This window comes from Micromonospora sp. U21 (assembly GCF_018070045.1).
In the GTDB taxonomy this organism is placed as follows: domain Bacteria; phylum Actinomycetota; class Actinomycetes; order Mycobacteriales; family Micromonosporaceae; genus Micromonospora.
On the sequence record NZ_JAGPYK010000010.1, the window covers coordinates 102,110 to 123,912 of the forward strand.

General features: G+C 74.3%; 19 protein-coding genes. 12 read left to right on the top strand and 7 right to left on the bottom strand.

The genetic code is table 11. The annotated features are described in order from the left end of the window. Positions 1-167 precede the first annotated feature (167 nt). Together KBX63_RS15940 and KBX63_RS15945 are read right to left on the bottom strand one after the other, a co-directional pair. Entirely contained in the window at positions 168-911 is a 744-nt protein-coding gene (locus KBX63_RS15940) for a metallophosphoesterase (protein ID WP_210912027.1), read from the bottom strand. A 135-nt stretch (positions 912-1,046) separates the two neighbouring features. Further along, the gene (locus tag KBX63_RS15945) at positions 1,047-1,724 is read right to left on the bottom strand and encodes a Crp/Fnr family transcriptional regulator (protein ID WP_007466162.1); all 678 of its coding nucleotides are present in this window, start codon (positions 1,722-1,724) and stop codon (positions 1,047-1,049) included. Between the two features lie 143 nt (positions 1,725-1,867). On the opposite strand from KBX63_RS15945, the gene KBX63_RS15950 reads away from it, so the two are divergent. From KBX63_RS15950 to KBX63_RS15975, 6 genes are all read left to right on the top strand, one after another. Continuing rightward, positions 1,868-2,530, top strand: a complete 663-nt coding sequence (locus tag KBX63_RS15950) for an adenosylcobinamide amidohydrolase (protein ID WP_210912028.1) — start codon at positions 1,868-1,870, stop codon at positions 2,528-2,530. Between the two features lie 56 nt (positions 2,531-2,586). Beyond that, a complete protein-coding gene (locus tag KBX63_RS15955; protein WP_210912029.1) occupies positions 2,587-3,765 on the top strand; it encodes a CapA family protein in 1,179 nt (392 codons plus the stop codon). Between the two features lie 40 nt (positions 3,766-3,805). Then, entirely contained in the window at positions 3,806-4,594 is a 789-nt protein-coding gene (nth, locus tag KBX63_RS15960) for an endonuclease III (protein ID WP_210912030.1), read from the top strand. Further along, positions 4,591-5,205 (top strand): TlpA disulfide reductase family protein, encoded by a 615-nt coding sequence (locus KBX63_RS15965; RefSeq protein WP_210912031.1) that lies wholly within the window; start codon positions 4,591-4,593, stop codon positions 5,203-5,205. Before nth ends, KBX63_RS15965 begins: the two co-directional genes overlap by 4 nt. After that, positions 5,202-5,894: a CoA pyrophosphatase gene (locus KBX63_RS15970; RefSeq protein WP_210912032.1), complete on the top strand. Its 693-nt coding sequence runs from the start codon at positions 5,202-5,204 to the stop codon at positions 5,892-5,894. Before KBX63_RS15965 ends, KBX63_RS15970 begins: the two co-directional genes overlap by 4 nt. 63 nt (positions 5,895-5,957) lie before the next feature. Beyond that, a complete protein-coding gene (locus tag KBX63_RS15975) occupies positions 5,958-7,136 on the top strand; it encodes a MarP family serine protease (protein WP_210912033.1) in 1,179 nt (392 codons plus the stop codon). A 106-nt stretch (positions 7,137-7,242) separates the two neighbouring features. Here the strand turns inward: KBX63_RS15975 and KBX63_RS15980 are convergent, their stop codons facing one another. From KBX63_RS15980 to eccCa, 3 genes are all read right to left on the bottom strand, one after another. Beyond that, the gene (locus KBX63_RS15980) at positions 7,243-8,034 is read right to left on the bottom strand and encodes a phosphatase PAP2 family protein (protein ID WP_210912034.1); all 792 of its coding nucleotides are present in this window, start codon (positions 8,032-8,034) and stop codon (positions 7,243-7,245) included. A gap of 53 nt (positions 8,035-8,087) precedes the next feature. Further along, positions 8,088-9,422 carry a type VII secretion-associated serine protease mycosin gene (gene mycP / locus KBX63_RS15985; RefSeq protein WP_210912035.1) on the bottom strand — a complete coding sequence of 445 codons (1,335 nt, stop codon included), beginning with the start codon at positions 9,420-9,422 and terminating at the stop codon, positions 8,088-8,090. 74 nt (positions 9,423-9,496) lie between these two features. Beyond that, a complete protein-coding gene (gene eccCa, locus KBX63_RS15990) occupies positions 9,497-13,480 on the bottom strand; it encodes a type VII secretion protein EccCa (protein ID WP_210912036.1) in 3,984 nt (1,327 codons plus the stop codon). Positions 13,481-13,581: 101 nt separating this feature from the next. Here eccCa and eccD point away from each other — a divergent pair, with 101 nt between their 5' ends. Next, positions 13,582-14,985, top strand: a complete 1,404-nt coding sequence (gene eccD, locus KBX63_RS15995) for a type VII secretion integral membrane protein EccD (RefSeq protein ID WP_210912037.1) — start codon at positions 13,582-13,584, stop codon at positions 14,983-14,985. Positions 14,986-15,016: 31 nt separating this feature from the next. Here eccD and KBX63_RS16000 read toward each other — a convergent pair whose 3' ends face one another. Then, entirely contained in the window at positions 15,017-15,523 is a 507-nt protein-coding gene (locus tag KBX63_RS16000; protein ID WP_030489937.1) for an inorganic diphosphatase, read from the bottom strand. A 625-nt stretch (positions 15,524-16,148) separates the two neighbouring features. On the opposite strand from KBX63_RS16000, the gene dacB reads away from it, so the two are divergent. The 3 genes from dacB (at position 16,149) to tilS (ending at position 19,733) form a co-directional block, all read left to right on the top strand. Beyond that, positions 16,149-17,549 carry a D-alanyl-D-alanine carboxypeptidase/D-alanyl-D-alanine-endopeptidase gene (dacB, locus tag KBX63_RS16005; RefSeq protein WP_210912038.1) on the top strand — a complete coding sequence of 467 codons (1,401 nt, stop codon included), beginning with the start codon at positions 16,149-16,151 and terminating at the stop codon, positions 17,547-17,549. A 110-nt stretch (positions 17,550-17,659) separates the two neighbouring features. Beyond that, positions 17,660-18,730, top strand: coding sequence for a zinc-dependent metalloprotease (locus KBX63_RS16010; protein ID WP_210912039.1), 1,071 nt, complete (start codon positions 17,660-17,662; stop codon positions 18,728-18,730). Between the two features lie 10 nt (positions 18,731-18,740). Continuing rightward, positions 18,741-19,733 carry a tRNA lysidine(34) synthetase TilS gene (tilS, locus tag KBX63_RS16015; RefSeq protein ID WP_210912040.1) on the top strand — a complete coding sequence of 331 codons (993 nt, stop codon included), beginning with the start codon at positions 18,741-18,743 and terminating at the stop codon, positions 19,731-19,733. A 35-nt stretch (positions 19,734-19,768) separates the two neighbouring features. Here tilS and KBX63_RS16020 read toward each other — a convergent pair whose 3' ends face one another. Further along, entirely contained in the window at positions 19,769-20,731 is a 963-nt protein-coding gene (locus KBX63_RS16020) for a GlxA family transcriptional regulator (RefSeq protein WP_210912041.1), read from the bottom strand. A 99-nt stretch (positions 20,732-20,830) separates the two neighbouring features. Between KBX63_RS16020 and KBX63_RS16025 the strand changes: the two genes are divergently transcribed. After that, complete coding sequence (locus KBX63_RS16025) at positions 20,831-21,019, top strand: hypothetical protein (protein ID WP_210912113.1); 189 nt, start codon at positions 20,831-20,833, stop codon at positions 21,017-21,019. 100 nt (positions 21,020-21,119) lie between these two features. Further along, complete coding sequence (hpt, locus tag KBX63_RS16030; RefSeq protein ID WP_074315138.1) at positions 21,120-21,695, top strand: hypoxanthine phosphoribosyltransferase; 576 nt, start codon at positions 21,120-21,122, stop codon at positions 21,693-21,695. Positions 21,696-21,803: the final 108 nt, after the last annotated feature.

The window sequence follows — 21,803 nt, forward strand, 5'->3', positions numbered from 1 at the left end:
GTGCTGGCTCGCTGTGGAGCTGATGTCACAAACGAGTCATCCGTCGATCTCGCCCGCTGATGTCGCCCGCTGATGTCGCCCGCTGATGTCGTCCGTTGATGTCGTTGGCTGATGTCGCAAACGATTCAGCTCCAAAGGGACCCTGACCCATGCCCCCAGCTGCTGCGTCAGCGGCCGTCGCGGGGGCCGAAGACGGCCAGCGCGTCGGCGTCGCTGTGCTGCGAGCGCAGGTACTCGTCGGCCCAGGCGGCGGCGTCGGGAAAGGTCGACTCCGCTGCCACCCGGGCGCAGGCCGCGTCCACGTCGAATGCGGTGCGGCGCAGCTGCACCCCCGGCCCGAGCAGCACCCACCACGCGCCCGCCCCGCCGTACGGCATGCCGATGCTGCCCGCGTTGACCACCAGGCGGCGGTCGACCAGGCGGGTGAAGGGCATGTGGGTGTGGCCGCAGACCACCGTTCCGACCTCCGGCGGGAGGCCGGCGAACACCTCCGACCAGCGTGCCATCCGGGAGTCGACGAGCACGATCTCCTCGTCGTCGCGGGGCGTCGCATGGCAGAACAGCGTCGGGCCGAGGCCGTCGATCTCCAGGGTCACCGTCGCCGGCAGCGCGGCGAGTCGGGCCACCTGGTCCTCGCGCAACTGGTCGGCGGCCCAGTTCGACACCTCGATCGAGGCGGGCCGGCCGGCGCGGGCCTCGACCAGCTCGCGGTCGGCGTTGCCCCCGACCCAGCAGATCCGGTCACCGAGGCCGGCGAGCAGGTCGAGCACCTCGACCGGTTGCGGGCCGGCGGCGATGTCGCCGGTGAGCACGATCAGGTCGGCGGCGGCGACGTCCGGCTCGGCCAGTACCGCCTCCAGTGCGGGCAGTACCCCGTGGATGTCGGACAGGACGGCAACTCGGTTCAGCATCGCTCCACCCTCGCCGGGCACCGGCACCCCGTCCAGCGATTCTGCGCCGGGCAGAGGAGGAAGCGGTGAGCACCAGGCCGCAACGAGACGTCCCCGCCCACCGTCATCGACGGCGGGCGGGGACGGACGTGCTGCTCAGACGCGGGCGCGGCGGGCCAGGCGCTCCGGGTCCAGGATGATGATGCTCTTGCCGTCCAGCCGCAGCCAGCCGCGCGAGGCGAAGTCGGCCAGCGCCTTGTTGACCGTCTCCCGGGAGGCGCCGACGAGCTGGGCGATCTCCTCCTGGGTGAGGTCGTGGGTCACCCGCAGCACGCCGCCGTCGCGCGTGCCGAACCGGCCGGCCATCTGGAGCAGATTCTTGGCGACCCGGCCCGGCACGTCCGTGAAGATCAGGTCGGCGAGCGAGTCGTTGGTCCGGCGCAGCCGCCGGGCGAGCACCCGGAGCAGCTGCTCGGCGATCTCGGGGCGGTTGTTCAGCCACGGTCGCAGCGCCTGCTTGCGCAGTCGCACCAGCCGGGTGTCGGTCACCGCGGTGGCGGTCGCCGTACGCGGACCCGGGTCGAAGAGCGACAGCTCACCGACCATGTCCGACGGGCCCATCACCGCGATCAGGTTCTGCCGGCCGTCCGCCGCGCGGCGCCCAACCTTGATCTTTCCAGACAGCAGGATATAGAGGCTGTCACCGGGCTCGCCCTCATTGAAGACGATCTCGCCCTTGCGGACCTCGATCGTCTCCATCTCCTTGGCGAGCGCCTCGGCAGCCTCCGGGTCTACACCCTGGAAGATCCCGCTGCGGGCCAGTACCTCGTCCATCGCGCACCTCCGGTTGCGCGTGCCGTCCGTCGGCCGGGTCCGCCGTCCGCTGATCCCCTCGCGCGCCGCCAAGTCTAGGCGCACGTGAGCACGAATCAGAGGTCGCCCCTGGAATCTTGATCGGTGGGCGTAACCTGCCCGACGTGCTGAGCGAGCCGACACTGACCAGCCGCACCGAGGATGGGCGGGACATCCCGCTGCTCGTCTGGCGCGCGGACGGGCCGCTGCGGGCCGTCAGCAGCGGCCCGCTGGGGGGTGGTATCGGCGTCCGGCGCTGGGTGCTCAACGCCACCGTGCCCATGTCGTACGACCGGGACGACCCGGCCGCGCACCTGGCCGTGCTCGCCACCGACCTGACCCTCGACGGGCCCGGGGTGGGCCTGCTGACCGGTGTCGATGTGACCGAGGTGGTGGCCCGGACCGACACCGGCGTTCGGGCCTGGGCGACGGTCGGGCTCGGCATCCCGGTGCCGGCCGCCGCGCCGGCCCCGGCCGCGCTCACCCAACGGGTCGGCACGGTCAACATCGTGGTGTACGTGCCGGCCCGGCTCGCCGACTCGGCTCTGGTCAACGCGGTGGCCACCGCGACCGAGGCGAAGACCCAGGCGATCACCGAGCTGGGGCTGCCCGGAACCGGCACGCCGACCGACTCGGTCACCGTGCTCTGCCCGGTGGACGGGCCGGAGGCCGCGTACGGCGGGCCGCGCTCCGCCTGGGGCGCCCCACTTGCCCGAGCGGTGCACGCCGCGGTGTTCGCCGGCGGCGACCGACCGGTCGTGCCCTGGTCAGACCAGCTGACCGGCTGAACTTCCGACCGATCGGCCCTCGTCGGCGCGTTTAACGACCGGTAGGGTCGCGAACGATGTACGCTCCCGAGCCCCTCACGCCCCGCCCGCGTCGCCGCGTCGCCCTCGGCCTCGCGGCGCTGCTGGCCGCCCTGTTCCTCGCCGGCTGTGCCGACTCCGGGGAGGGGCCCGTCTGGCAGCCTGGTGCCGGAGGCGGTGGCACCGGCGCGCCGGTGGCGACGGCCGGCCCGAAGGCCAGCGGCGGCACGTCGGCCTCCGGCGGGGGCGGCGCGATCTCGCTCTCCGCCACCGGCGACATCATCATGGGCAACGCACCGAACCGGCTGCCCGCCGCCGGCGGGAAGGGCTTCTTCACCTCGGTCACCGAGGCGCTCAAGGCCGACCTGGTGATGGGCAACCTGGAGGAGCCGCTGACGGTGGACACCGGCACCGGGAAGTGCGGGGCAAACTCGACCCGATGCTTCCAGTTCCGGGCCCCGCCCGAGTACGCCGCGCACCTGCGGGACGCCGGCTTCGACCTGCTCAACCAGGCCAACAACCACGGCTACGACTACGGCCCGAAGGGTTACCAGAACACCCAGGATGCGCTGGAGAAGTACGACCTGGCGCACACCGGGGCTCCGGACCAGATCACCGTGGTCGACGTCAAGGGCGTCAAGGTCGCTGTGGCCGGCTTCTCGTCGTACGTCTGGTCGAACAGCCTGGTCGACATCAGCAAGGCGAAGGCGGTGGTCGCCAAGGCCGCCACCATGGCCGACGTGGTCGTGGTGCAGGTGCACATGGGCGGCGAGGGCGCCGGGCAGACCCGGGTCAAGCCGGGCACCGAGATGTTCCTCGGCGAGAACCGGGGCGATCCGGTCAAGTTCTCGCACGCCATGATCGACGCTGGCGCCGACCTGATCGTCGGGCACGGGCCGCACGTGCTGCGCGGCATGGAGTTCTACAAGGGCCGGCTGATCGCGTACAGCCTGGGCAACTTCGCCGGTGGAGGCAACTCGCTGAGCAACGACGGCCGGCTCGGCTGGGGCGGGGTGCTGAAGGTGTCGCTCAAACCGGACGGCAGCTGGTCTGGCGGCACGTTCACCTCGACGTACATGAACTCCGCCGGCAAGCCGACGATGGACCCGGACGACCGGGGCCTGGGCCTGGTCACCGAGCTGAGCCGCAGCGACTTCCCGAAGGGCGGCGCCCGGTTCGACGGGCAGGGCAAGATCTCCCCGCCGACCGGCGGTTGACCCGGCGGGAACGTCCGGTGCGCGACGTAGGCTGGCCGTCGTGACCAGTAGCCCTCCCGGTGCCAGCGAGACCGACCTCGGGCGCAAACGCCGTGCCCGCAAGATCGGCCGGGCGCTGGCCGAGACGCACCCCGACGCGCACTGTGAGCTGGATCATTCCACCCCGCTTGAGCTGGCCGTCGCCACCATCCTCTCCGCGCAGTGCACGGACAAGAAGGTCAACGAGGTCACGCCGAAGCTCTTCGCCCGTTACCCGACGGCCGCGGCGTACGCCGGCGCGGACCGGGGCGAGATGGAGGAGCTGATCCGGCCCACCGGCTTCTACCGCAACAAGACCGACTCGCTGCTCAAGCTCGGTCAGGCCCTCCTCGACCGGTACGACGGCCAGGTTCCCGGCCGGCTCGTCGACCTGGTGACGCTGCCCGGGATCGGCCGCAAGACGGCCAACGTCATCCTGGGCAACGCCTTCGACGTTCCGGGCATCACCGTCGACACGCACTTCCAACGGCTGGTCCACCGGTGGCGGCTGACCGCCGAGACCGACCCGGTCAAGATCGAGCACGCGGTCGGCGCGCTGTACGACAAGCGCGACTGGACGATGCTGTCGCACCGGATCATCTTCCACGGGCGGCGGGTCTGCCATGCCCGCAAGCCAGCCTGCGGCGCGTGCACGCTGGCCAAGCTCTGCCCCTCGTACGGCACCGGGCCGACCGAGCCGGCCGCCGCCGCCAAGCTGCTCAAGGGGCCCCGGGCGCGCGACCTCGCGGCGGCCGCCGGCGTCGACCCGGAGTTGGTGCCCGCCCAGGCGGTCGCCGCGGAGGTGCCGTGAACCGGCGCCTCGCCCTGCTGGTCCTGCCGCTGCTGCTGCTCGTCGTCGCCGGGTGCACCGCGGCCGCGGACGACGCCCCCGCACCCCGGGCGACCGCCGCCGAGCGTCCGTCGCCGTTCCGGGACTGCGCCGCGCTGAGCACGGCACCCACGGCCGGCGCGGGCACGCCGGCACCCGCCACGGGCGGGGAGACGCTGCCGGAGCTGACCCTGACCTGCTTCACCGGCGGCGCCCCGGTCACGTTGCGGGATGTGGCCGGGCCGGCGGTGATCAACGTGTGGGCGTCCTGGTGCCCGCCGTGCCGCAAGGAGCTGCCCGCCTTCCAGCGGCTCAGCGAGCGGGCCGCCGGCCGGCTCCAGGTGGTCGGGGTGAACAGCCGGGACAGCCGCAACGGCGCCCGGTCCATCGGCGAGGACTTCGGCGTCCGGTTCCCGATCCTGGTGGACCAGGGTGAGGCGCTGCAACGGGCGCTGAACCGCAACGCCATCCCGCTGACCCTCTTCGTCGACGGCCAGGGCCGGATCCGGCACATCGACGCCACCGGGGCGCTCGACGACGCCCGACTCGCCGAACTGGTCCGTCAGCACCTCGGTCTGGCGGTGCCCGCGTGACCCGCCGCCCGCCGGTGTGGATCGACCCGTTGCTGGCCCGGCTCGGCACCGCCCGCGCCGAGGACTTCACCCGGCTGACCACCCCGGCCGAGGGCGGCCGGGAGAGCGCCGTGCTGGTGCTGCTCGGCGAGCAGCCCGGCGCCGGCCCCGACGTGCTCGTCCTGCAACGCGCCGCCACCCTGCGCAACCACGCCGGTCAGCCGGCCTTCCCCGGCGGCGCGGCCGACCCCGAGGACAGCGACGTCCGCGCCACCGCGCTGCGCGAGGCGAATGAGGAGGTCGGCCTCGACCCGGCGAGCGTGACCGTGCTGGCCGAGCTGCCGAAGCTGTGGATCCCGGTCAGCGACTTCGTGGTCACCCCGGTGCTGGCCTGGTGGCACGACCCGCACCCGGTGCACCCCCGGGAGCCCGCCGAGGTGGCGCACGTGGCCCGGCTGCCGGTCAGCGAGCTGGTCGACCCGGCCAACCGGCTGGGCGTCCGTCACCCCAGCGGCTGGATCGGGCCGGCGTTCTCGGCGCGCGGCATGCTGGTCTGGGGCTTCACCGCCGGGGTGCTGGCCACCCTGCTGGAGATGGGCGGCTGGGCCCGCCCGTGGCCGCGTGGCCGGGTGGTCGAGCTGCCGCCGACCGGGGCGACGCCGGCGCCCTCGGCCGGCACCGACGACGCCGACGAGACCGCCCTGCACTGACCCGGCGGTCACCTTCCGCAAGCGATGGTCATCTGCTGGGCGCCCTGCCCGTACGCTGGACCCGTGTCCGTCGTGGATCTCGTACTGCTGCTGCTCATGCTCGTGTTCGCGATCAGCGGATACCGCCAGGGCTTCGTCATCGGAATCCTGTCGCTCTCCGGCTTCTTCCTGGGGCTGCTGCTGGGCCTTCAGCTCGGGCCGCTGTTCGCGCGGCAGTTCGTGGACCCCGGCATCCGGGTGCTGATCTCGCTGGTGGCCGTCTTCGGGCTGGCCGTGGTCGGGCAGGCGCTCGCCGGCTGGCTCGGCTCGCACGTGCGCAAGACGATCACCAGTGACGTCGGCAAGCAGGTCGACGACGTCGGCGGCGCGTTCGTCTCGCTGTTCGCGGTGCTCCTGCTCGCCTGGCTGGTCGCCGTGCCGCTCGGCTCGTCCTCGGTGCCCTGGCTCGCCGCCTCGGTGCGCAACAGCGCGCTGATCACCGTGGTGAACCAGGTCCTGCCGGAGCAGGCCCACGAGCTCTCCACCGCGTTGCGGGACACCGTCGACACCGATGGTTTCCCGGACGTCTTCGGTGACCTCGCACCGACCCGGGCCCGGCAGGTCGAACCTCCCGACCCGGCGCTGGCCGGCTCCCAGGTGGTGGTCAACGGTCAGCGGTCGGTGGTCAAGGTGCTCGGGTCCGCGCCCGGCTGCTCGCGCCGGATCGAGGGATCCGGTTTCGTGTACGCCGACGACCGGGTGATGACCAACGCGCACGTGGTGGCCGGCACCCGCTCGGTGGCGGTGGAGCTGGGCGGCGACCGGTACGACGGCGAGGTGGTGGTCTACGACCCGGACCGGGACCTGGCCGTGCTGCTCGTACCCGGGCTGCCCGGCCCGTCGCTGCGGTTCGCGGCCGGCGACGCGGGCAGCGGTACGGACGCCATCGTGCTCGGCTTTCCGCTCGACGGCCCGTACAACGCCCAGTCGGCGCGGGTGCGCGACGTCGACCGGATCACCGGGCCGGACATCTACGCCTCCGGGGACGTCACCCGGGAGATCTACACGATCCGGGCGTTGGTCCGTAGCGGCAACTCCGGCGGTCCGCTGGTTTCCGCCAACGGCCTGGTGCTCGGCGTCATCTTCGCGGCGGCGGCCGACGACCCGAACACCGGCTTCGCGGTGACCGCCGCGGAGGCGCGCCCGGTGGCCCTGGCCGGCGCGGAACGCAACCGGCGTGTCGGCACCGGAGAGTGCACCTGATCGCCGCCCGGGTCAGCTCCGGGCCGGCTCGGCGGGCCGGCCCGCCGTGGGCAGCTTCGCCCGCCCCACCGCACCCCCGGTCCCGCATGGCCGACGTCGGCACGCCTCAGGTCGCTCCCGGGTGCCGCTCGACCTCCGGCGCGACGCCTCCGCGAGTGGGCTGGACCGGCCGCAGGCCGGTGTGCGCCCGCCAGCTGGTGAACGCTGCCGTGGTCGCCGCGATCACCGCCGCACCCAGCAGCCAGCCGCCCAGCACGTCACTGGCCCAGTGCACGCCGAGCGCCACCCGGCTCAGGCCGGTCAGCACGGCGACCAGCACTGCGGCGACCCAGAGCGCGACCCGCCATCGCCCCCGCCCGGCGTACGGCAGGAACACCAGCAGCAGCACCCCGGCTGTCAGGATGGCGTTCAGCGCGTGCCCGGAGGGGAACGCGTAGCCGGCTGCCCGGGCAACCGGGTCGAGCAGGTCCGGCCGGTCCCGGCCGACGAGCAGTTTGAGCAGCGGGCCGATCGATCCGCCCACCACCATGGTGGTGGTCACCCACAGGGCCAGCCGGCGGGCTCCCCGGCGCAGCAGCCAGATCACCACGAGCAGGGCGGCGGCCCGCAGCGGCATCGGTGCGAACACCTCGGTCCAGATGCGCATCAGCGCGACCCAGACCGGGTGATCGAGCGCGTAGCCGTGCAGCGCGTCGGTGACCGTCGCGTCCAGCCGGTGCAGCGGCGCCCAGCCCCCGAGCACCAGCAGGGCGAGCAGCGTGAACGGCACCAGGACCAGGAACGCCGCCGTCGCGGCCAGGGTCAGCCGCAGGCCCAGCGAACGGTCCGGGTCGAGGCGGCGGCGCCGCCAGGACGCGTGGTCGGCGCGGACCAGGGTGCGCGGGCCGGGCATGGTCATGGGGACGTTCTACCCCACCGGCGGTGCGCTCAGCCCTACGGCTCCGGCAGTGATCAGCGGGTCCGCTGGCGGAACCGCCGCACCATCAACGCCGCGCCGGTGATCAGGGCGACGAGGAGCGCGGCCCCGGTCCACAGCTGCTCCGGCGCCGAATCGGCCTGCGCGCCCGCCGCCCGGGCCGTCCACCGGGTCTGCTGCCGGGGTGCGGTGAGACCGAGCGGGTCGCTGCCGGCGCCGGTCACCGGGTCGTTGTCGGCGGAACCGGGGGCCGGGCCGAAGCCGACCACGCCCGGCGACGTCAGGTCGTCCAACGGGTTGGCGGTCACCGGCGGGACCTCTGCGGTCAGCGCGGCCACCGGGTCCACCGCCCCGTACCCGAAGCGGTCGTCCCGCCCGGTCGGGCCGAGGTCGCGCGCGGTGGCCAGCAGCCGGTTGACCACCTCGCCGGCGGGCATCAGCGGGTAGCGGGACCGCACCAGCGCGGCGGTGGCGGTCACCAGCGGCGCGGCGAAGCTGGTGCCCTGCACCCGCCAGTACCCGTCCGGGGATTTGGCGCCGACCAGCCCGGTGGCGGGTGCGGTCAGCACCGTCGCCCGCCCGGTGATCGAGCCGGACCACAGATTGTCGCTGTTGCGCTCCAGACCGGCGACCGCGATCACGCCCGGCTCGCGGGCCGGATACCAGACCTTGGAGTTGCTGGAGGTGGCCAGGTTGCCGGTGCAGGCGATGACCACCACGTCCCGGGCGAACGCGTAGTCCAGCGCCGCGGCCAGGGCGGGGCTGTCGCCGCTGCCGCCCAGCGACAGGTTGATCACGCGGGCGCCGTGGTCGACCGCCCAACGCACCCCCTGGGCGACGATCAGCGCGTCGTCGTAGCGGTTCTCGTCGTCGAGCACGCGCACCGGCAGGATCCGGGCGTCCGGCGCCAGGCCGACCACGCCCCGCTTGTCATCCTTCCGACCGGCGATCAGGCCCGCGACAGTGGTGCCGTGCCCCACCGGATCCGGGCCGGCGCCCCCGTCCGGGCCGACCAGATCGACGCCCTGCAGCACCTGGCCGGCCAGGTCGGGATGGCTGGCGTCCACTCCGGAGTCGACCACCGCGACGGTCACACCCCGCCCGGTCGAGCTGCGCCAGGCCGTCTCGGCGCGCAGCTCGTCGAGCTGCCACTGCTCGTCGCGGACCTGGTCGGTGCGGCTCACGCTGTCACCGGGGGCGAACGCCACCGGCGCTCCGGCGAGCTGTCCGCCGGTGGCGGGCGCGGCGACGGGCGCGGCGGCCGGGGCCACGACGGCGAGCGCCGCCACCACACCGAGCAGCGTCCGGCCGGTTGCCCGTCGGGCCGCTGCCGGACAGCTGTGCCGAACCCCAGTCACATCCTCAGCCATTCATCCCGACGGAACCATGACGATCGGAGATTACCGGTTTCCCCACCTGTCACGGGAGGAACCGGGGAGACAGGTCACGGCGGTGGCAGCTGAGCGAGCTGGACGAGGCGTACGCCCTCCCGCCGGGTGACCAACCGGCCACGGCCCGGTGGCAGCGGCCCGGGCCGGACCGGTCCGACAAGCGCGCCCTCCTCCGGGCTGCCCGCCATCACCAGGCCGGCCGTGGACAGCTCCCGCAGTCGCTGCACGATCGGCTCGTACTGGGCCCGGCCCGCGCCACCGGTGCGGCGGGCCAGCACCAGGTGCAGGCCGACGTCGCGGGCGTGCGGCAGGTGCTCCTCCAGGGCCCGCAACGGGTTCGCCGGCCCGGTCGCCACCAGGTCGTAGTCGTCCACCAGCACGAACAGCTCCGGCCCGGACCACCACGACCGGTCGCGCAGCTGCTGCGGGGTGACCTCCGGCCCCGGAGCCCGCCGCTCCAGGTAGCCGGCGGCCGACTCGACCAGGTCGGCGGTGTGCGCCGCAGCGGTGCCGTAGCCGATCAGGTGCGGTGTCTCGATGGCGCCGAGCAGGCTGCGCCGGTAGTCGACCAGGATCACCCGGGCCTGCTCCGGGGTGAACCGAGTGGTGATCGAGGTGGCCAGCGCGTGTAGGAACGACGACTTGCCGCACTCCGCGTCCCCGAAGACGACGAAGTGCGGCTCGGTGGCGAAGTCGAGCAGCACCGGGCGCAGGTCCGCCTCGGCGATGCCGATCGGCAGCCGCAACCCGGTCGTCGCGGCGAGGTCCAACTCGGCGTACGGCAGCACCGGCGGCAGCAGCCGCACCCGGGGCGCCGGAGGGCCCGCCCAACTGCCGGCGACCCGCTTGACCAGGTCGGCGGTGTCCCCGCTCGCGGCGGCGAGCTGGGGTAGCGCGGTGAGGAAGTGCAGACCCTCCGCGGTCACCCCCCGACCGGACCGCTCCGGCACGTTCGCGGCCGCCCGCCGGGCCACCAGCGAGTCGGCCGGGTCGCCGAGGCGCAGCTCCAGCCGGGAGCCGAACAGGTCCCGGATCACCGGCCGGAAGTCCAGCCAGCGCAGCGCCGTGGCCACCACGTGCAGCCCGTACGACAGGCCCCGGGTGGCCAGCTCGGTGACCAGTGGCTCCAGGTCGTCGTACTCGCCACGCACCGTGCTCCAGCCGTCGATCACCAGGAACACGTCGCCGAACGGGTCGGCGCCCGGCTGGCCGGCTGTCCCCGCCGCGGCCCGGCGCTGCCGGTACGCAACCATCGACTCCACACCCAGCTCGGCGAAGCGGCGCTCCCGGTCGGCCAGCAGGGTGGTCATCTCGCCGACGGTGCGCCGCACCGCCGTCGGGTCGGCGCGGCCGGTAACCCCGCCCACGTGCGGCAGGTCGCGCAGCGCGGCCAGCCCTCCGCCGCCGAAGTCGAGGCAGTAGACCTGCACCTCGGTGGGGGTGTGGGTGAGTGCCAGCGCGCAGATCAGCGTGCGCAGCGCGGTGGATTTGCCGCTCTGCGGCGCGCCGACCACCGCGACGTGCCCGGCGGCGCCGTCCAGCGTCAGCCAGAGCAGGTCCCGGCGCTGCTCCAGCGGCTTGTCCACGATAGCCACCGGCACCCCGAGCGCGCCGTGCAGCTCCGGGTTGCCCACGGTGAGCCCGCGCGCCGGGTCCACCTCGACCGGGCCGAGCAGGTCGTCCAGGGCCGGCGGCTGGCCGAGCGGCGGGAGCCAGACCTGGTGCGCGGGCGGGCCCTGCCCGACGAGCCGGTCGACCAGCAGGTCGAGCAGGGTCTCCCGGCCGCTCTCCTCCTCGGCCACGACGGGCACGGCCGGGCTGACCGGCTCGGGCACCGGCACGACGTGGGTGGTGAACGTGAGCAGGCGGGCGCCGCTCCCGGCGGTGCCACCGGCCGGCGTGGCCCGGCGACGGACCGCGCCGGAGACGTACGCGGCCCTGAACCGGGCCAGCGGGTCCGTGCCGGCGCGCAGGTAGCCGTGGCCCGGCGAGCGGGGCAGCTCGTGCGCGTCCGGCACCCCGAGTACGGTCCGGGACTCCAGGGCGGAGAAGGTCCGCAGCCCGATCCGGTACGACAGGTGGGTGTCGAGCCCCCGTAGCCGCCCCTCCTCCAGGCGCTGGCTGGCGAGCAGCAGGTGCACGCCGAGTGACCGGCCCAGCCGGCCGATCTGCACGAACAGGTCGATGAAGTCGGGTTTGGCGGAGAGCAGCTCGGAGAACTCGTCGCAGATCAGCAGCAGGGATGGCAGCGGTGCCAGCGGGCTGCCGGCCGCGCGGGCCCGCTCGTAGTCGCGCACGCTGGCGAAGTTGCCGGCCCGCCGCAGCAGCTCCTGGCGGCGGACCAGCTCGCCATTGATCGCGTCCACCATCCGGTCGACCAGGGGCAGCGCGTCGGCCAGGTTGGTGATCACGGCGGCGGTGTGCGGCAGCCGGTCGAACGAGGCGAAGGTGGCGCCGCCCTTGAAGTCGACCAGCACGAAGTTGAGCTGTTCGGAGCTGTGCGTGACGGCCAACCCCAGCACCAGCGTGCGCAGCAGCTCGGACTTACCGGAGCCGGTTGCTCCGATGAGCAGGCCGTGCGGGCCCATCCCGTCCTGCGCGGACTCCTTGAGGTCCAGCTCGATGGCGCCGCCGTCGGCGCCCACCCCGATCGGCACCCGCAACCGGTCCCGGGCCGACCGCGGCGCCCAGCCCTGCTCGGCGGTGAAGCTCTCCGGGTCGCCGAGGCCGAGCAGCTCGGGCAGGCCCAGCTCGGCCTGGAGCGGGGCGTCCGGGCCACGCGCCGCGCCGGCCAGCCGCAGTGGCGCCAGCCGTCGGGCGACCGCCTCGGCGTCGGCGGGGTCGAGCTGGTCGGCGGTGCCCACCTCGGCCTGCCCCTCGAGCGACCAGGAGTGCAGCCGCCGGCCGCGCAGCTCCAGCAGCAGCGCGTACCGGTCGAGCAGACGCGGCGGCGGCGTGTCCAGGTCCAGGACGGTGACCGCGTCGATGCCGCCGTCGCCGGTCAGGTCGGTGGCGCCGGTCAGGTCGCCGCCGTCGAGGACCACCACCACGTGTGGGCCGTCGGTTGCCGGGCCGGCCGGGCTGAACCGGGACCGGCTGGTCAGCACGTCTCCGAGCAGCCGTTCCAGCTCGGCGGCGGAGCTGGTGACCAGCCGGACCGGGCCGAGCGCGTCGGTGTGGCCGGGATGGTGGGCATGCGGGAGCCACTTGACCCACTCCCAGACGGCCCGGCGTTCCGGCCCGGCGCAGACCGCCACCAGTAGCTCGTCGGGCGCGTGGAAGACGGCCAGCTGGGTCAGCACGGCCCGGACCAGCGCCTGTGCCGCCGGGTCACCGGTGGGCGGACCCCCGGTGGGCGGGCCGCCGCCGGTGCGGCCGGCGGTCCGCACGTACACCCGGGCGAAGCTGCGCAGCGACAGCGCCACCGGCAGGTCCGGCACCACGGAGTACGTGTCCAGGAAGCGGCGCAGCGCGCCGGCGGTCATCGGCTCCAGCTCCTCCGGCGGTCGGGTGACCGGTGGGACGAGCGGGGTGGCCAGCGTCTGCGGCCCGACGGCGACCCGGACCACCGCGAAGTCCGGGTCGGCGGGGCGCCGCTCCCAGACCCGGTGGCTGTCCACCGTCGACCACAGTCGACCCGGGTCCGGGTGTCGGTAGTAGAGCCCGGCTCGCTGCCGCCCGACGGTCTGCCGGACCCGGCGGCGCAGCGTGGCCAGGTGGCGCAGGTACTCCCGGCGGGCGGCCATCATCTCGGACTTCTTGGGCGTGCCCGATGCGCTGCCCCAGGAGGTCACCAGCATCGCCAGCGAGGAGAGCCCGAACATCCCGCCCACCACGTACGAGTAGGCGCCGCCACCCCGGCCGAACATCATCGCCATTGCCACCGTGCCGCCGAGCATGGGCAGCAGCATGAGTATCTGCTGCCACCGCCCACCGGTCACCGCGGGGATCTCCGGTGGCGCCTCGACCGGCAGTTCACCGGCAGGGATCTCCGGCGCCGGCCGGCGGGGCGGGCGCTTGATGACGACGGTGGACACTCGGCCTCCTGACAGCGCTGGGTAACCCGAGCCTGGCTCATGGTAGGTAAAGTCCTGTCGTCCGCGCAGCCTCCGATCCCCCTCGATATGGAGATCAGTCGATGACAACCGGGCTGGCACGCGTCACCATCAGCACTCCGCAACGGCGGGTGGACGTCGCCCTGCCGGAGCAGGTGCCCCTGGCCGAGCTGCTGCCCGACGTGCTCCGGCACGCCGGTGAGGGGCTGGCCGACGACGGCGAACGGCACGGCGGCTGGGTGCTGCGCCGGACTGACGGAGCGCTGCTGGCGACCGCTCAGGCGCTGCTGCCACAGGGGGTCCGCGACGGTGAGGTGCTGCACCTGGTGCCGGCCCGCGCCCACTGGCCGGAGTTGGAGTACGACGACGTGGTGGAGGCGATCGCCGACGGCGCCCGCCGCCGCGGCGGCGCCTGGTCGCCCACCGCCACCCGGGTGGCCGGTCTGGCCGGCGCCGCGGTACCGCTCGCCGTCGGGCTGCTCGCGCTGCTCGCCGGCGGTCCGGCGCCCCGGGGCGGCTGGATCGCGGCGGCGGTGGTGGCGGTGCTGCTCACGGTGGCCGGCACGGTCGCCTCCCGGGCCAACGGCGACGGCGCCGCCGGGGCGACGCTCGGCGGCTACGCCCTGCCGTACGCGTTCGTGGCCGGCGCCCTCGCGGTCGGCTCGGGCGACCCGGTCGGCGTGTTCGGGCCGGTGCGCTGGGTCGGCGCGCCCGAACTGCTGGCCGGTTCGGTGGCGCTCCTGCTGGTCGCGCTGCTCGGGCTGCTCGGGGTGGCCAGCCGGCTGCGGGTCTTCGTGGCCGGCGTCACGGTGGGGCTGGTCGGGGCCGGGGCGGCGCTCGGTGGGCTTCTGCTGACCCCGGCCGGCACGGCGGCGGTGCTGCTCAGCACGTTGGTCTTCGCCGTGGGGGCGATCCCGCTGCTGGCCATCCGCCTGGGCAAGCTGCCGTTGCCGCCGATCACCCTGCCGGCCGCCACCCCCGCTGCGGAGCCGGAGCGGGCCCGGGACCTGCCGGACCGGGGCCGGGTGCACGCGGCGGTGACCCGCACCGAGGAGATGCTCACCGGGATGCTGCTCGGGCACGCTCTGCTGGCGGTGGCCGCGGCGGCGGTGCTCGGGGTGGCCGGCGGGACCGCCGGCCGGGAGCTTGTGGCGGTGACCTCGGCCGTGCTGCTGCTGCGGGCGCGGCTGTTCGTGGCGCTGCGGCACCGGGTGTCGCCGGTGCTCGCCGGTCTGGCCGGCTACGCCGTGCTGGGCGCGGTGCTGGTCGGCCGGGCCGACGACGCCGGGCGGCTGGCGCTGGTCCTCGGCGGGGCGGCGCTGGCCCTGGTGGCCGTCGCGGCCGGCACCGGGTACGCCCGCCGGCCGGTCTCGCCGTACCTGGGCCGGATCGCGGACCTGACCGACACGGCGCTGGTGGTCGCCGTGGTGCCGGTCGCCTGTGCGGTGCTCGACCTGTACGACCGGGCCCGGGGGCTGCTCGGTTGAGCGGCCCCCGGGCCCGGCACGTCAGCGATCGTCAGTGGGCGGATTCGCCGCGGGCCTCAGCGTCCCGCGCCCGCTGGTAGGAGGCGTGGATCTCAGCCTCGGCCTCGGTGCGGCCGACCCAGGTCGCGCCCTCCACCGACTTGCCCGGCTCCAGGTCCTTGTACACCTCGAAGAAGTGCTGGATCTCCAGCCGGTCGAACTCGCCCAGGTGGTGGATGTCGCGCAGGTGCTCCTGGCGGGGGTCCTCGTAGGGCACGCAGAGGACCTTGTCGTCGCCGCCCTTTTCGTCGGTCATCCGGAACATGCCGATGGTGCGGCAGCGGATCAGGCAGCCCGGGAAGGTCGGCTCGGGGACCAGCACCAGGGCGTCCAGCGGGTCGCCGTCCTCGCCCAGCGTGCCCTCAATGAACCCGTAGTCCGCCGGGTACTGGGTGGACGTGAAGAGGGTGCGGTCCAGCCGGATCCGGCCGGTCGCGTGGTCCACCTCGTACTTGTTCCGGTGACCCTTGGGGATCTCAACCGTCACGTCGAAATCCATCTGCACGCTCCCTCGTCTGCCCACGCTGGCTAACGGAAACCACTGGCGGCCCCCCGGGACAGGCGAATGCCCACCCACCGACTCCGGCCGCCGCATAGTCTTCGGACCGAAGTAGTGTCACCCAAGCCGATTTTCGCTGGGGGAGGAGGGGGTCGTGGGGAGGGAAGATTCACACTACCGCCCGGACGGGGGCGCCGCGCGCGGTACCGGACGATCCGGCTCCGGTGGTGCCACCGGCAGGGTCCCGGTGCCCGACGCCCACCTCCCTCGGGCGGCAGAGCCGGCACCTTCGGCGCCGGAGCACGTTCCCGAGCGTCCTCCGCCACTGCCGTGGCGCCCACCCGCGGGGTCGGCTCCCGTAGGCCCGAACACCGGTCGCTTTCCGACCTTCGACGGCAACCGGCCCACGAGCGCCCCGCCCGGCGGGAGCGCTGCGATCCCGACCAGCCCGGCCCCGGGGCGCCCGCCGGCCGGCGACGAGTCGACCATCCCGATCCCGACCGGCGTCCCACCGCTGTATCCGCCGATCTCCGCGCTGCCCGCCCCCGGCGGCGCCGCGTCGCCCCCCACTCCCGCCGGCGCCGAACCACTTCCCACGCCTGCCGCGCCGCGCCGACGGCTGCCGATGGTGCTCGCCGTGGTACTGCTGCTGGTGCTCGCCGGCGTCGGGGTCGGCGTGACCCAGCCCGGCCCGGTCGCCGGCTGGCTGGGCGACGACGCGGGGCCCGCGCCGACCGCCGCCGGCGCGACCCCTGAACCCGACCCGTCGGACGTGCTGGCCGGGTCGGACCCGAACGCCCCCCTGCCCAGCGCCGACGGGGTACGCGCCGCGCTGGACCCGCTGGTCGGGGCGGCCGACCTGGGTGACCGGGTGAACGTTTCGGTGGCCGACGTGACCTCCGGCAACACGCTGTTCGCCAAGGGGGCGGACGACGGGACGGTGCCCGCCTCGGTGACCAAACTGGCGACGGCGGTGACCGTGCTTGCCGCGCGTGGCCCCGGGTACCGGATCCCCACCCGGGCGGTGGCCGGCGCCAACCCCGGCGAGGTGGTGATCGTCGGTGGGGGCGACCCCACCCTCGCGGTCGACAAGAAGGGCTACTACCCGGGTGCGGCGCGCCTCGACGACCTGGCCGCCCAGGTGCGCACCGCGCTCGGCGGCGCCGCCCCGACCAGCGTCATCGTCGACGGCTCGATCTACTCCGGTCCGGTCTACGGCCCGGGTTGGGACGACGACATCCCCACCGGCGGGTCTGGCGGAGCGGTGACCGCGTTGATGGCCGACGGGGCGCGCAGGGACCCGAGCGTCGGGCCGGGCGCCGCCGAGCGGGTCAGCGAGCCCGACCTGGCCGCCGGCCGCTCGTTCGCGCGGCTGCTCGGCGTACCGGCCGCCGCCGTCAAGCGCGGCACGGCGCCGGCCGCCGCCGCCGGTGGCACGACCCCGGCGCCCGGCACGGAGCTGGGGGTGGTGCAGTCGCCGCCGCTGATCCGGCTGGTCGACGTCATGATCAGCGAGAGTGACAATCTGTTGGCCGAGGCGCTGGCACGGCAGGTCGCGTTGGCCCGCAACCAGCCGGCCTCGTTCGACGGGGCCGCCGCCGCGATGGACGCGGAGGTGGCCGAGCTGGGCCTGCCCGCCGACGAGATCAGCCTCTCCGACGGCAGCGGGCTGTCCCGCCGCAACCGGATCAGCCCGTCCCTGCTGACCGACCTGGTCCGGCTGGCCGCCAGCCCCGACCATCCGGAGCTGGCCGGCATCTTCGGTGGCCTGCCGGTGGGCGGCTGGTCCGGCACCCTGGACGACCGCTACCGCAACGCCCCCGGCACGGGTGCCGGGGCGGGCACCGTACGGGCCAAGACCGGCACGCTGACCGGCGTGCACGCCATTGCGGGCCTGGTCACCACGGCCGACGGCCGGCTGCTCACCTTTGCGGTGCTCACCGACCAGGTGCCCGGCGGAAAGGAAACCGCCCAACCGGCGCTGGACCGGATCGCCGCCGCGCTGGCCGGCTGCGGCTGCCGCTGACCGTCGCCGGCCCGGGGCGCCCTCGACGGCGGCGGTGCCCTCGACGGCGGACGCCGCGAGCGCCGTCGCGAGCCCGGGCCAGGGTGTTGCGGCGCGGGTACGGTGGGTCCATGGCGCAGTTCGTGGACTGGGATCTGGCCGCCGCCACCGCGGGGGCGTTGAGCAAGTCGGGCCCCCGGGTGTCGTACACCGAGGCCACCGACGTGGTCGGCGACCTGCGGCGGCTGACCGACGAGGCAGCCGGGCACGTGGCCGACTACACGGGGCTGCGGGCGCAGGTGGCGCACCCGCCGGTGCGGGTGGTCGACCGCCGGGACTGGGCCGCCGCCAACATCGCCGGGCTACGTGAGGTGATCACCCCGTTGGTCAGCCGGCTCTCCGGCGACAAGCGGCCCGGCGCGCTGACCGAGGCGATCGGGTCCCGGCTGACCGGGGTGCAGGCCGGCACCGTGCTGGCCTACCTCTCCGGCCGGGTGCTCGGCCAGTACGAGGTCTTCTCCGCCGACCCGGGCCAGCTGCTGCTGGTCGCGCCGAACATCGTCGAGGTGGAGCGCAAGCTCGGCGCCGACCCGCGGGACTTCCGGCTCTGGGTGTGCCTGCACGAGGTCACCCACCGGACCCAGTTCACCGCGGTGCCGTGGATGCGGGCCTACTTCCTGAGCGAGGTGCAGGCGTTCGTGGACGCCTCGTCCAGCGGCGGCGAGCACCTGGTCGAGCGGCTGCGGCGTGGGGTGGCCACCCTGTCCGACGCGGTCCGCGACCCGGAGAGCCGCACCAGCGTGCTGGACATCGTGCAGACCCCGGCGCAGCGGGCGGTGCTGGACCGGCTCACCGCGCTGATGACCCTGCTGGAGGGGCATGCCGAGTTCGTCATGGACGGCGTCGGCCCGCAGGTGATCCCGAGCGTGGAGCGGATTCGGGCGTCGTTCAACCGGCGCCGCGAGGCGGGCAACCCGCTGGAGAAGGCAATCCGCCGGCTGCTCGGGGTGGACGTCAAGATGCGCCAGTACGCAGAGGGGCGCAAGTTCGTGCACGGCGTGGTCGAGCGGGTCGGCATGGACGGGTTCAACTCGATCTTCAACTCGCCGCTCACCCTGCCCCGGCTCTCCGAGCTGGGCGATCCGGACGCCTGGGTGGCCCGGGTGCACGGCCCGGCCGGCACCTTCCCGGCCGCCGGCTGACCATCCGCCGGTGGCCGCGCTCGCTCCGTCGGTGGCCGCGATCCGGGTGGCGGTCCGCCGCGCGCTGACCGGTCTGCCGTCCGGTGGGCCGGTGCTGGTCGCCTGCTCCGGCGGCGCCGACTCGCTCGCCCTGGCGGCGGCCACCGCGTTCGTGGCGCCCCGCTTGGGTCGTGCCGCCAGCCTGGTGACCGTCGACCACGGCCTGCAGAACGGCTCGGCGCAGCGCGCCGAGGCGGTGGCAGCCTGGGCCCGGGAGGCCGGTTTCATGCCGGCGACCGCGGTCCGTGTGGAGGTGGCCGGGAGACCGGGTGGACCGGAGGCGGCCGCCCGGGAGGCCCGCTATGCGGCGCTGACCGAGATCGCCGGGCAGCACGGCGCGGTCGCGGTGCTCACCGGGCACACCCGCGACGATCAGGCGGAGACGGTGCTGCTCGCCCTCGCCCGGGGTGCCGGTCCGCGCGGGCTGGCCGGGATGCCCGTCCGGCGGGAGCTGTCCGGGGTGCCGCTGCTGCGGCCGCTGCTGGAGATCGGTCGAGAGCAGACCCGCGCCGCGTGTGAGGTGCTCGGGTTGAGCCCGTGGCAGGACCCGCACAACACCGATCCGTCGTACGCCCGGTCCCGGGTGCGGGCCGACGTGCTGCCGGCGCTGGTGCGGGCGCTCGGGCCGGACGTACTCGACAATCTGGCGCGTACCGCCCGGCTGGTGGCGGCCGACAACGCCGCCCTCGACGATGTGGCGCAGGCGGCACTGGCGGCGGCCCGGCATCCCGGGGGTGGGCTCCGGGTGCCGGTACTGGTCGGCCTGGCCCCCGCCGTACGCGGCCGGGTGCTGCACGCGTGGGCGCGCGAGCTGGGAGCCCCGCCGGGTGCCCTGTCGTACCGGCACGTCGCCGCGCTGGACGCCCTGGTCACCGGGTGGCACGGTCAGGGCCCGACCGACCTGCCCGGCGGTGTCCGGGTGCTCCGCCGCGCCGACCGGCTGGCGCCGGTGGCCCCCACCTGATCGGCCGTGCGGGTGGTGCATCGGGTCGGCTGGTCTCAGCCGCTGTGCGCCCGGTCGCGGAAGGTGGTCCGGTAGCCGTGCGGGGTGGCGCCGACCCGGCGACTGAAGTGGTGGCGCAGCGCCGCCGCGTCGCTGAAGCCGGCCTGGTCGGCGACCGCCTCCACGCTCAACGGGGTCTCCTCCAGCAGCCGCCGGGCGAGTAGCACCCGCTGGTTGGTGAGCCAGTCATGCGGGGTGGTGCCGGTCTCGGCCCGGAACCGGCGGGCGAACGTACGCGGTGCCATGCCCGCCCTGGCGGCCAGTTCCTCCACCGTGATCGTCCGGTCCAGGTGTCCCATCAGCCACTCCAGCACCGGCTCCAGGGTGGGCGCCTCGGGTGCCTTCGGGATGGGCGCTTCCACGTACTGCGACTGGCCGCCGTCGCGGTGCGGCGGGACCACCATCCGCCGGGCGAGCCGGGTCGCGGTGGCCGAGCCGTGCTCCTGGCGGACCAGGTGCAGGCAGGCGTCGATGCCGGCCGCCGTGCCGGCGCTGGTGAGCAGCCGACCGTCCTGGACGTACAGGGAGTTGCAGCGCACCCGGGCGCGTGGGTGCCGGTGTTGCAACTCGTCGACGTACCGCCAGTGGGTGGTGCACTCCCGGTCGTCCAGCAGCCCGGCCGCGCCGAGCAGGAAGGCGCCGGAGCAGACGCTGAACAGGTACGCGCCGCGCGCGTCGGCCCGGCGCAACGCGTCGAGCACCGGGCCGGGAACGGTGGTGCCCTGGCTGTGCGCGGGCACGGCCACCAGGTCGGCGTCCTCCACCGGGCCGAGATCGGCGTGCGGGGTGAGGTGGAAGCCGGATGAGGTGCGCACGGGTGCGCCGTCCGGACTGCACACACGGAAGCGGTAACCGGGGAAACCGTCGGCCGTGCGGTCGGTGCCGAAGACCTCGGCGAGCACGCCGAGCTCGAAGGGGGCGACCTGGTCGAGGGCGAGGACGGCCACGGAGCGAAGCATGTGACGAGGGTAACCCGACAGGTGGCAGAAAATCGATGACCAGTGGCATCCCTGCCACTGTCCGGTCGGTGCGAGTCGTCGCAGACTGGTCCCAGTCCGGTGCGCACCGGCGGCGAAACCGACAGCAACCATGCGAAAGCGAGCGCCGCCATGGAGTTCCTGCTCTTCCTCCTGTTCGTGATCCTTCTCGCCGCCGCCTCGGCGGCCGGCCTCACCACGGACAGCCGCGATTCGGCCGACTGGAAGCCCAGCGACGACGGCCGCCGCTGGCGGTCCCGTACCAGCTGATGTGTTTGGTGGCCTTTGCGGCGAAAATCCCCGGCGGGACCGCGCCAAAAGGTGCGGCCCCGCCGACGGAGGCCATCCGACGTACGGCAGGCTAGGAGTCATGGCTGACGGCTCCTGGTACGACGCCGACATCGACCACGTGATCATTTCTGAGGCGCAGATCCGCGAAAAGACGGCGGAACTGGCCAAACAGGTCTCCGCCGACTACGCCCACGTGGGCGATGGACTGCTCCTGGTCTGCGTGCTCAAGGGCGCGGTGATGTTCATGGCGGACTTCGCCCGGGCACTGGGCCGCAACGGTCCCCCGGCCGAACTCGACTTCATGGCCATCTCCTCCTACGGCCAGGGCACCACCTCCTCCGGGGTGGTCCGCATCCTCAAGGACCTCGACCGGGACATCGCCGGCCGGCACGTGGTGGTCGTCGAGGACATCGTCGACTCCGGCCTGACGCTCTCCTGGCTGCTGCGCTACCTGGAGTCCCGCTCCGCGGCGAGCGTCGAGGTGGTCGCGTTGTTCCGCAAGCCGGACGCGGTCCGGGTGCCGGTTCCGGTCAAGTACGTCGGTTTCGACATCCCGACCGAGTTCGTGGTCGGGTACGGCCTGGACTTCGGTGAGCGCTACCGGGAGCTGCCGTACGTCGGGGTGCTCAAGCCCGAGGTCTACGCCCGGTCCTGACGCCGGCCGGAGCCACAACCGCCGGGCCCGCCCGCGGTGTGAGATCAACTCGCATCGGCATCCGTCAAGCCGACGTTCAGCGCGCTCTCAGCTGTTCCGGCTACCGTG

What these genes read in the sequence shown, in the direction of transcription:
- KBX63_RS15940 (WP_210912027.1), bottom strand. Translation starts at nt 911, where the DNA reads ATGCTGAACCGAGTTGCCGTCCTGTCCGACATCCACGGGGTACTGCCC.
- KBX63_RS15945 (WP_007466162.1), bottom strand. Translation starts at nt 1,724, where the DNA reads ATGGACGAGGTACTGGCCCGCAGCGGGATCTTCCAGGGTGTAGACCCG.
- KBX63_RS15955 (WP_210912029.1), top strand. Translation starts at nt 2,587, where the DNA reads ATGTACGCTCCCGAGCCCCTCACGCCCCGCCCGCGTCGCCGCGTCGCC.
- KBX63_RS15980 (WP_210912034.1), bottom strand. Translation starts at nt 8,034, where the DNA reads ATGACCATGCCCGGCCCGCGCACCCTGGTCCGCGCCGACCACGCGTCC.
- mycP (WP_210912035.1), bottom strand. Translation starts at nt 9,422, where the DNA reads ATGGCTGAGGATGTGACTGGGGTTCGGCACAGCTGTCCGGCAGCGGCC.
- eccD (WP_210912037.1), top strand. Translation starts at nt 13,582, where the DNA reads ATGACAACCGGGCTGGCACGCGTCACCATCAGCACTCCGCAACGGCGG.
- KBX63_RS16000 (WP_030489937.1), bottom strand. Translation starts at nt 15,523, where the DNA reads ATGGATTTCGACGTGACGGTTGAGATCCCCAAGGGTCACCGGAACAAG.
- dacB (WP_210912038.1), top strand. Translation starts at nt 16,149, where the DNA reads ATGGTGCTCGCCGTGGTACTGCTGCTGGTGCTCGCCGGCGTCGGGGTC.
- KBX63_RS16010 (WP_210912039.1), top strand. Translation starts at nt 17,660, where the DNA reads ATGGCGCAGTTCGTGGACTGGGATCTGGCCGCCGCCACCGCGGGGGCG.
- KBX63_RS16020 (WP_210912041.1), bottom strand. Translation starts at nt 20,731, where the DNA reads ATGCTTCGCTCCGTGGCCGTCCTCGCCCTCGACCAGGTCGCCCCCTTC.
- hpt (WP_074315138.1), top strand. Translation starts at nt 21,120, where the DNA reads ATGGCTGACGGCTCCTGGTACGACGCCGACATCGACCACGTGATCATT.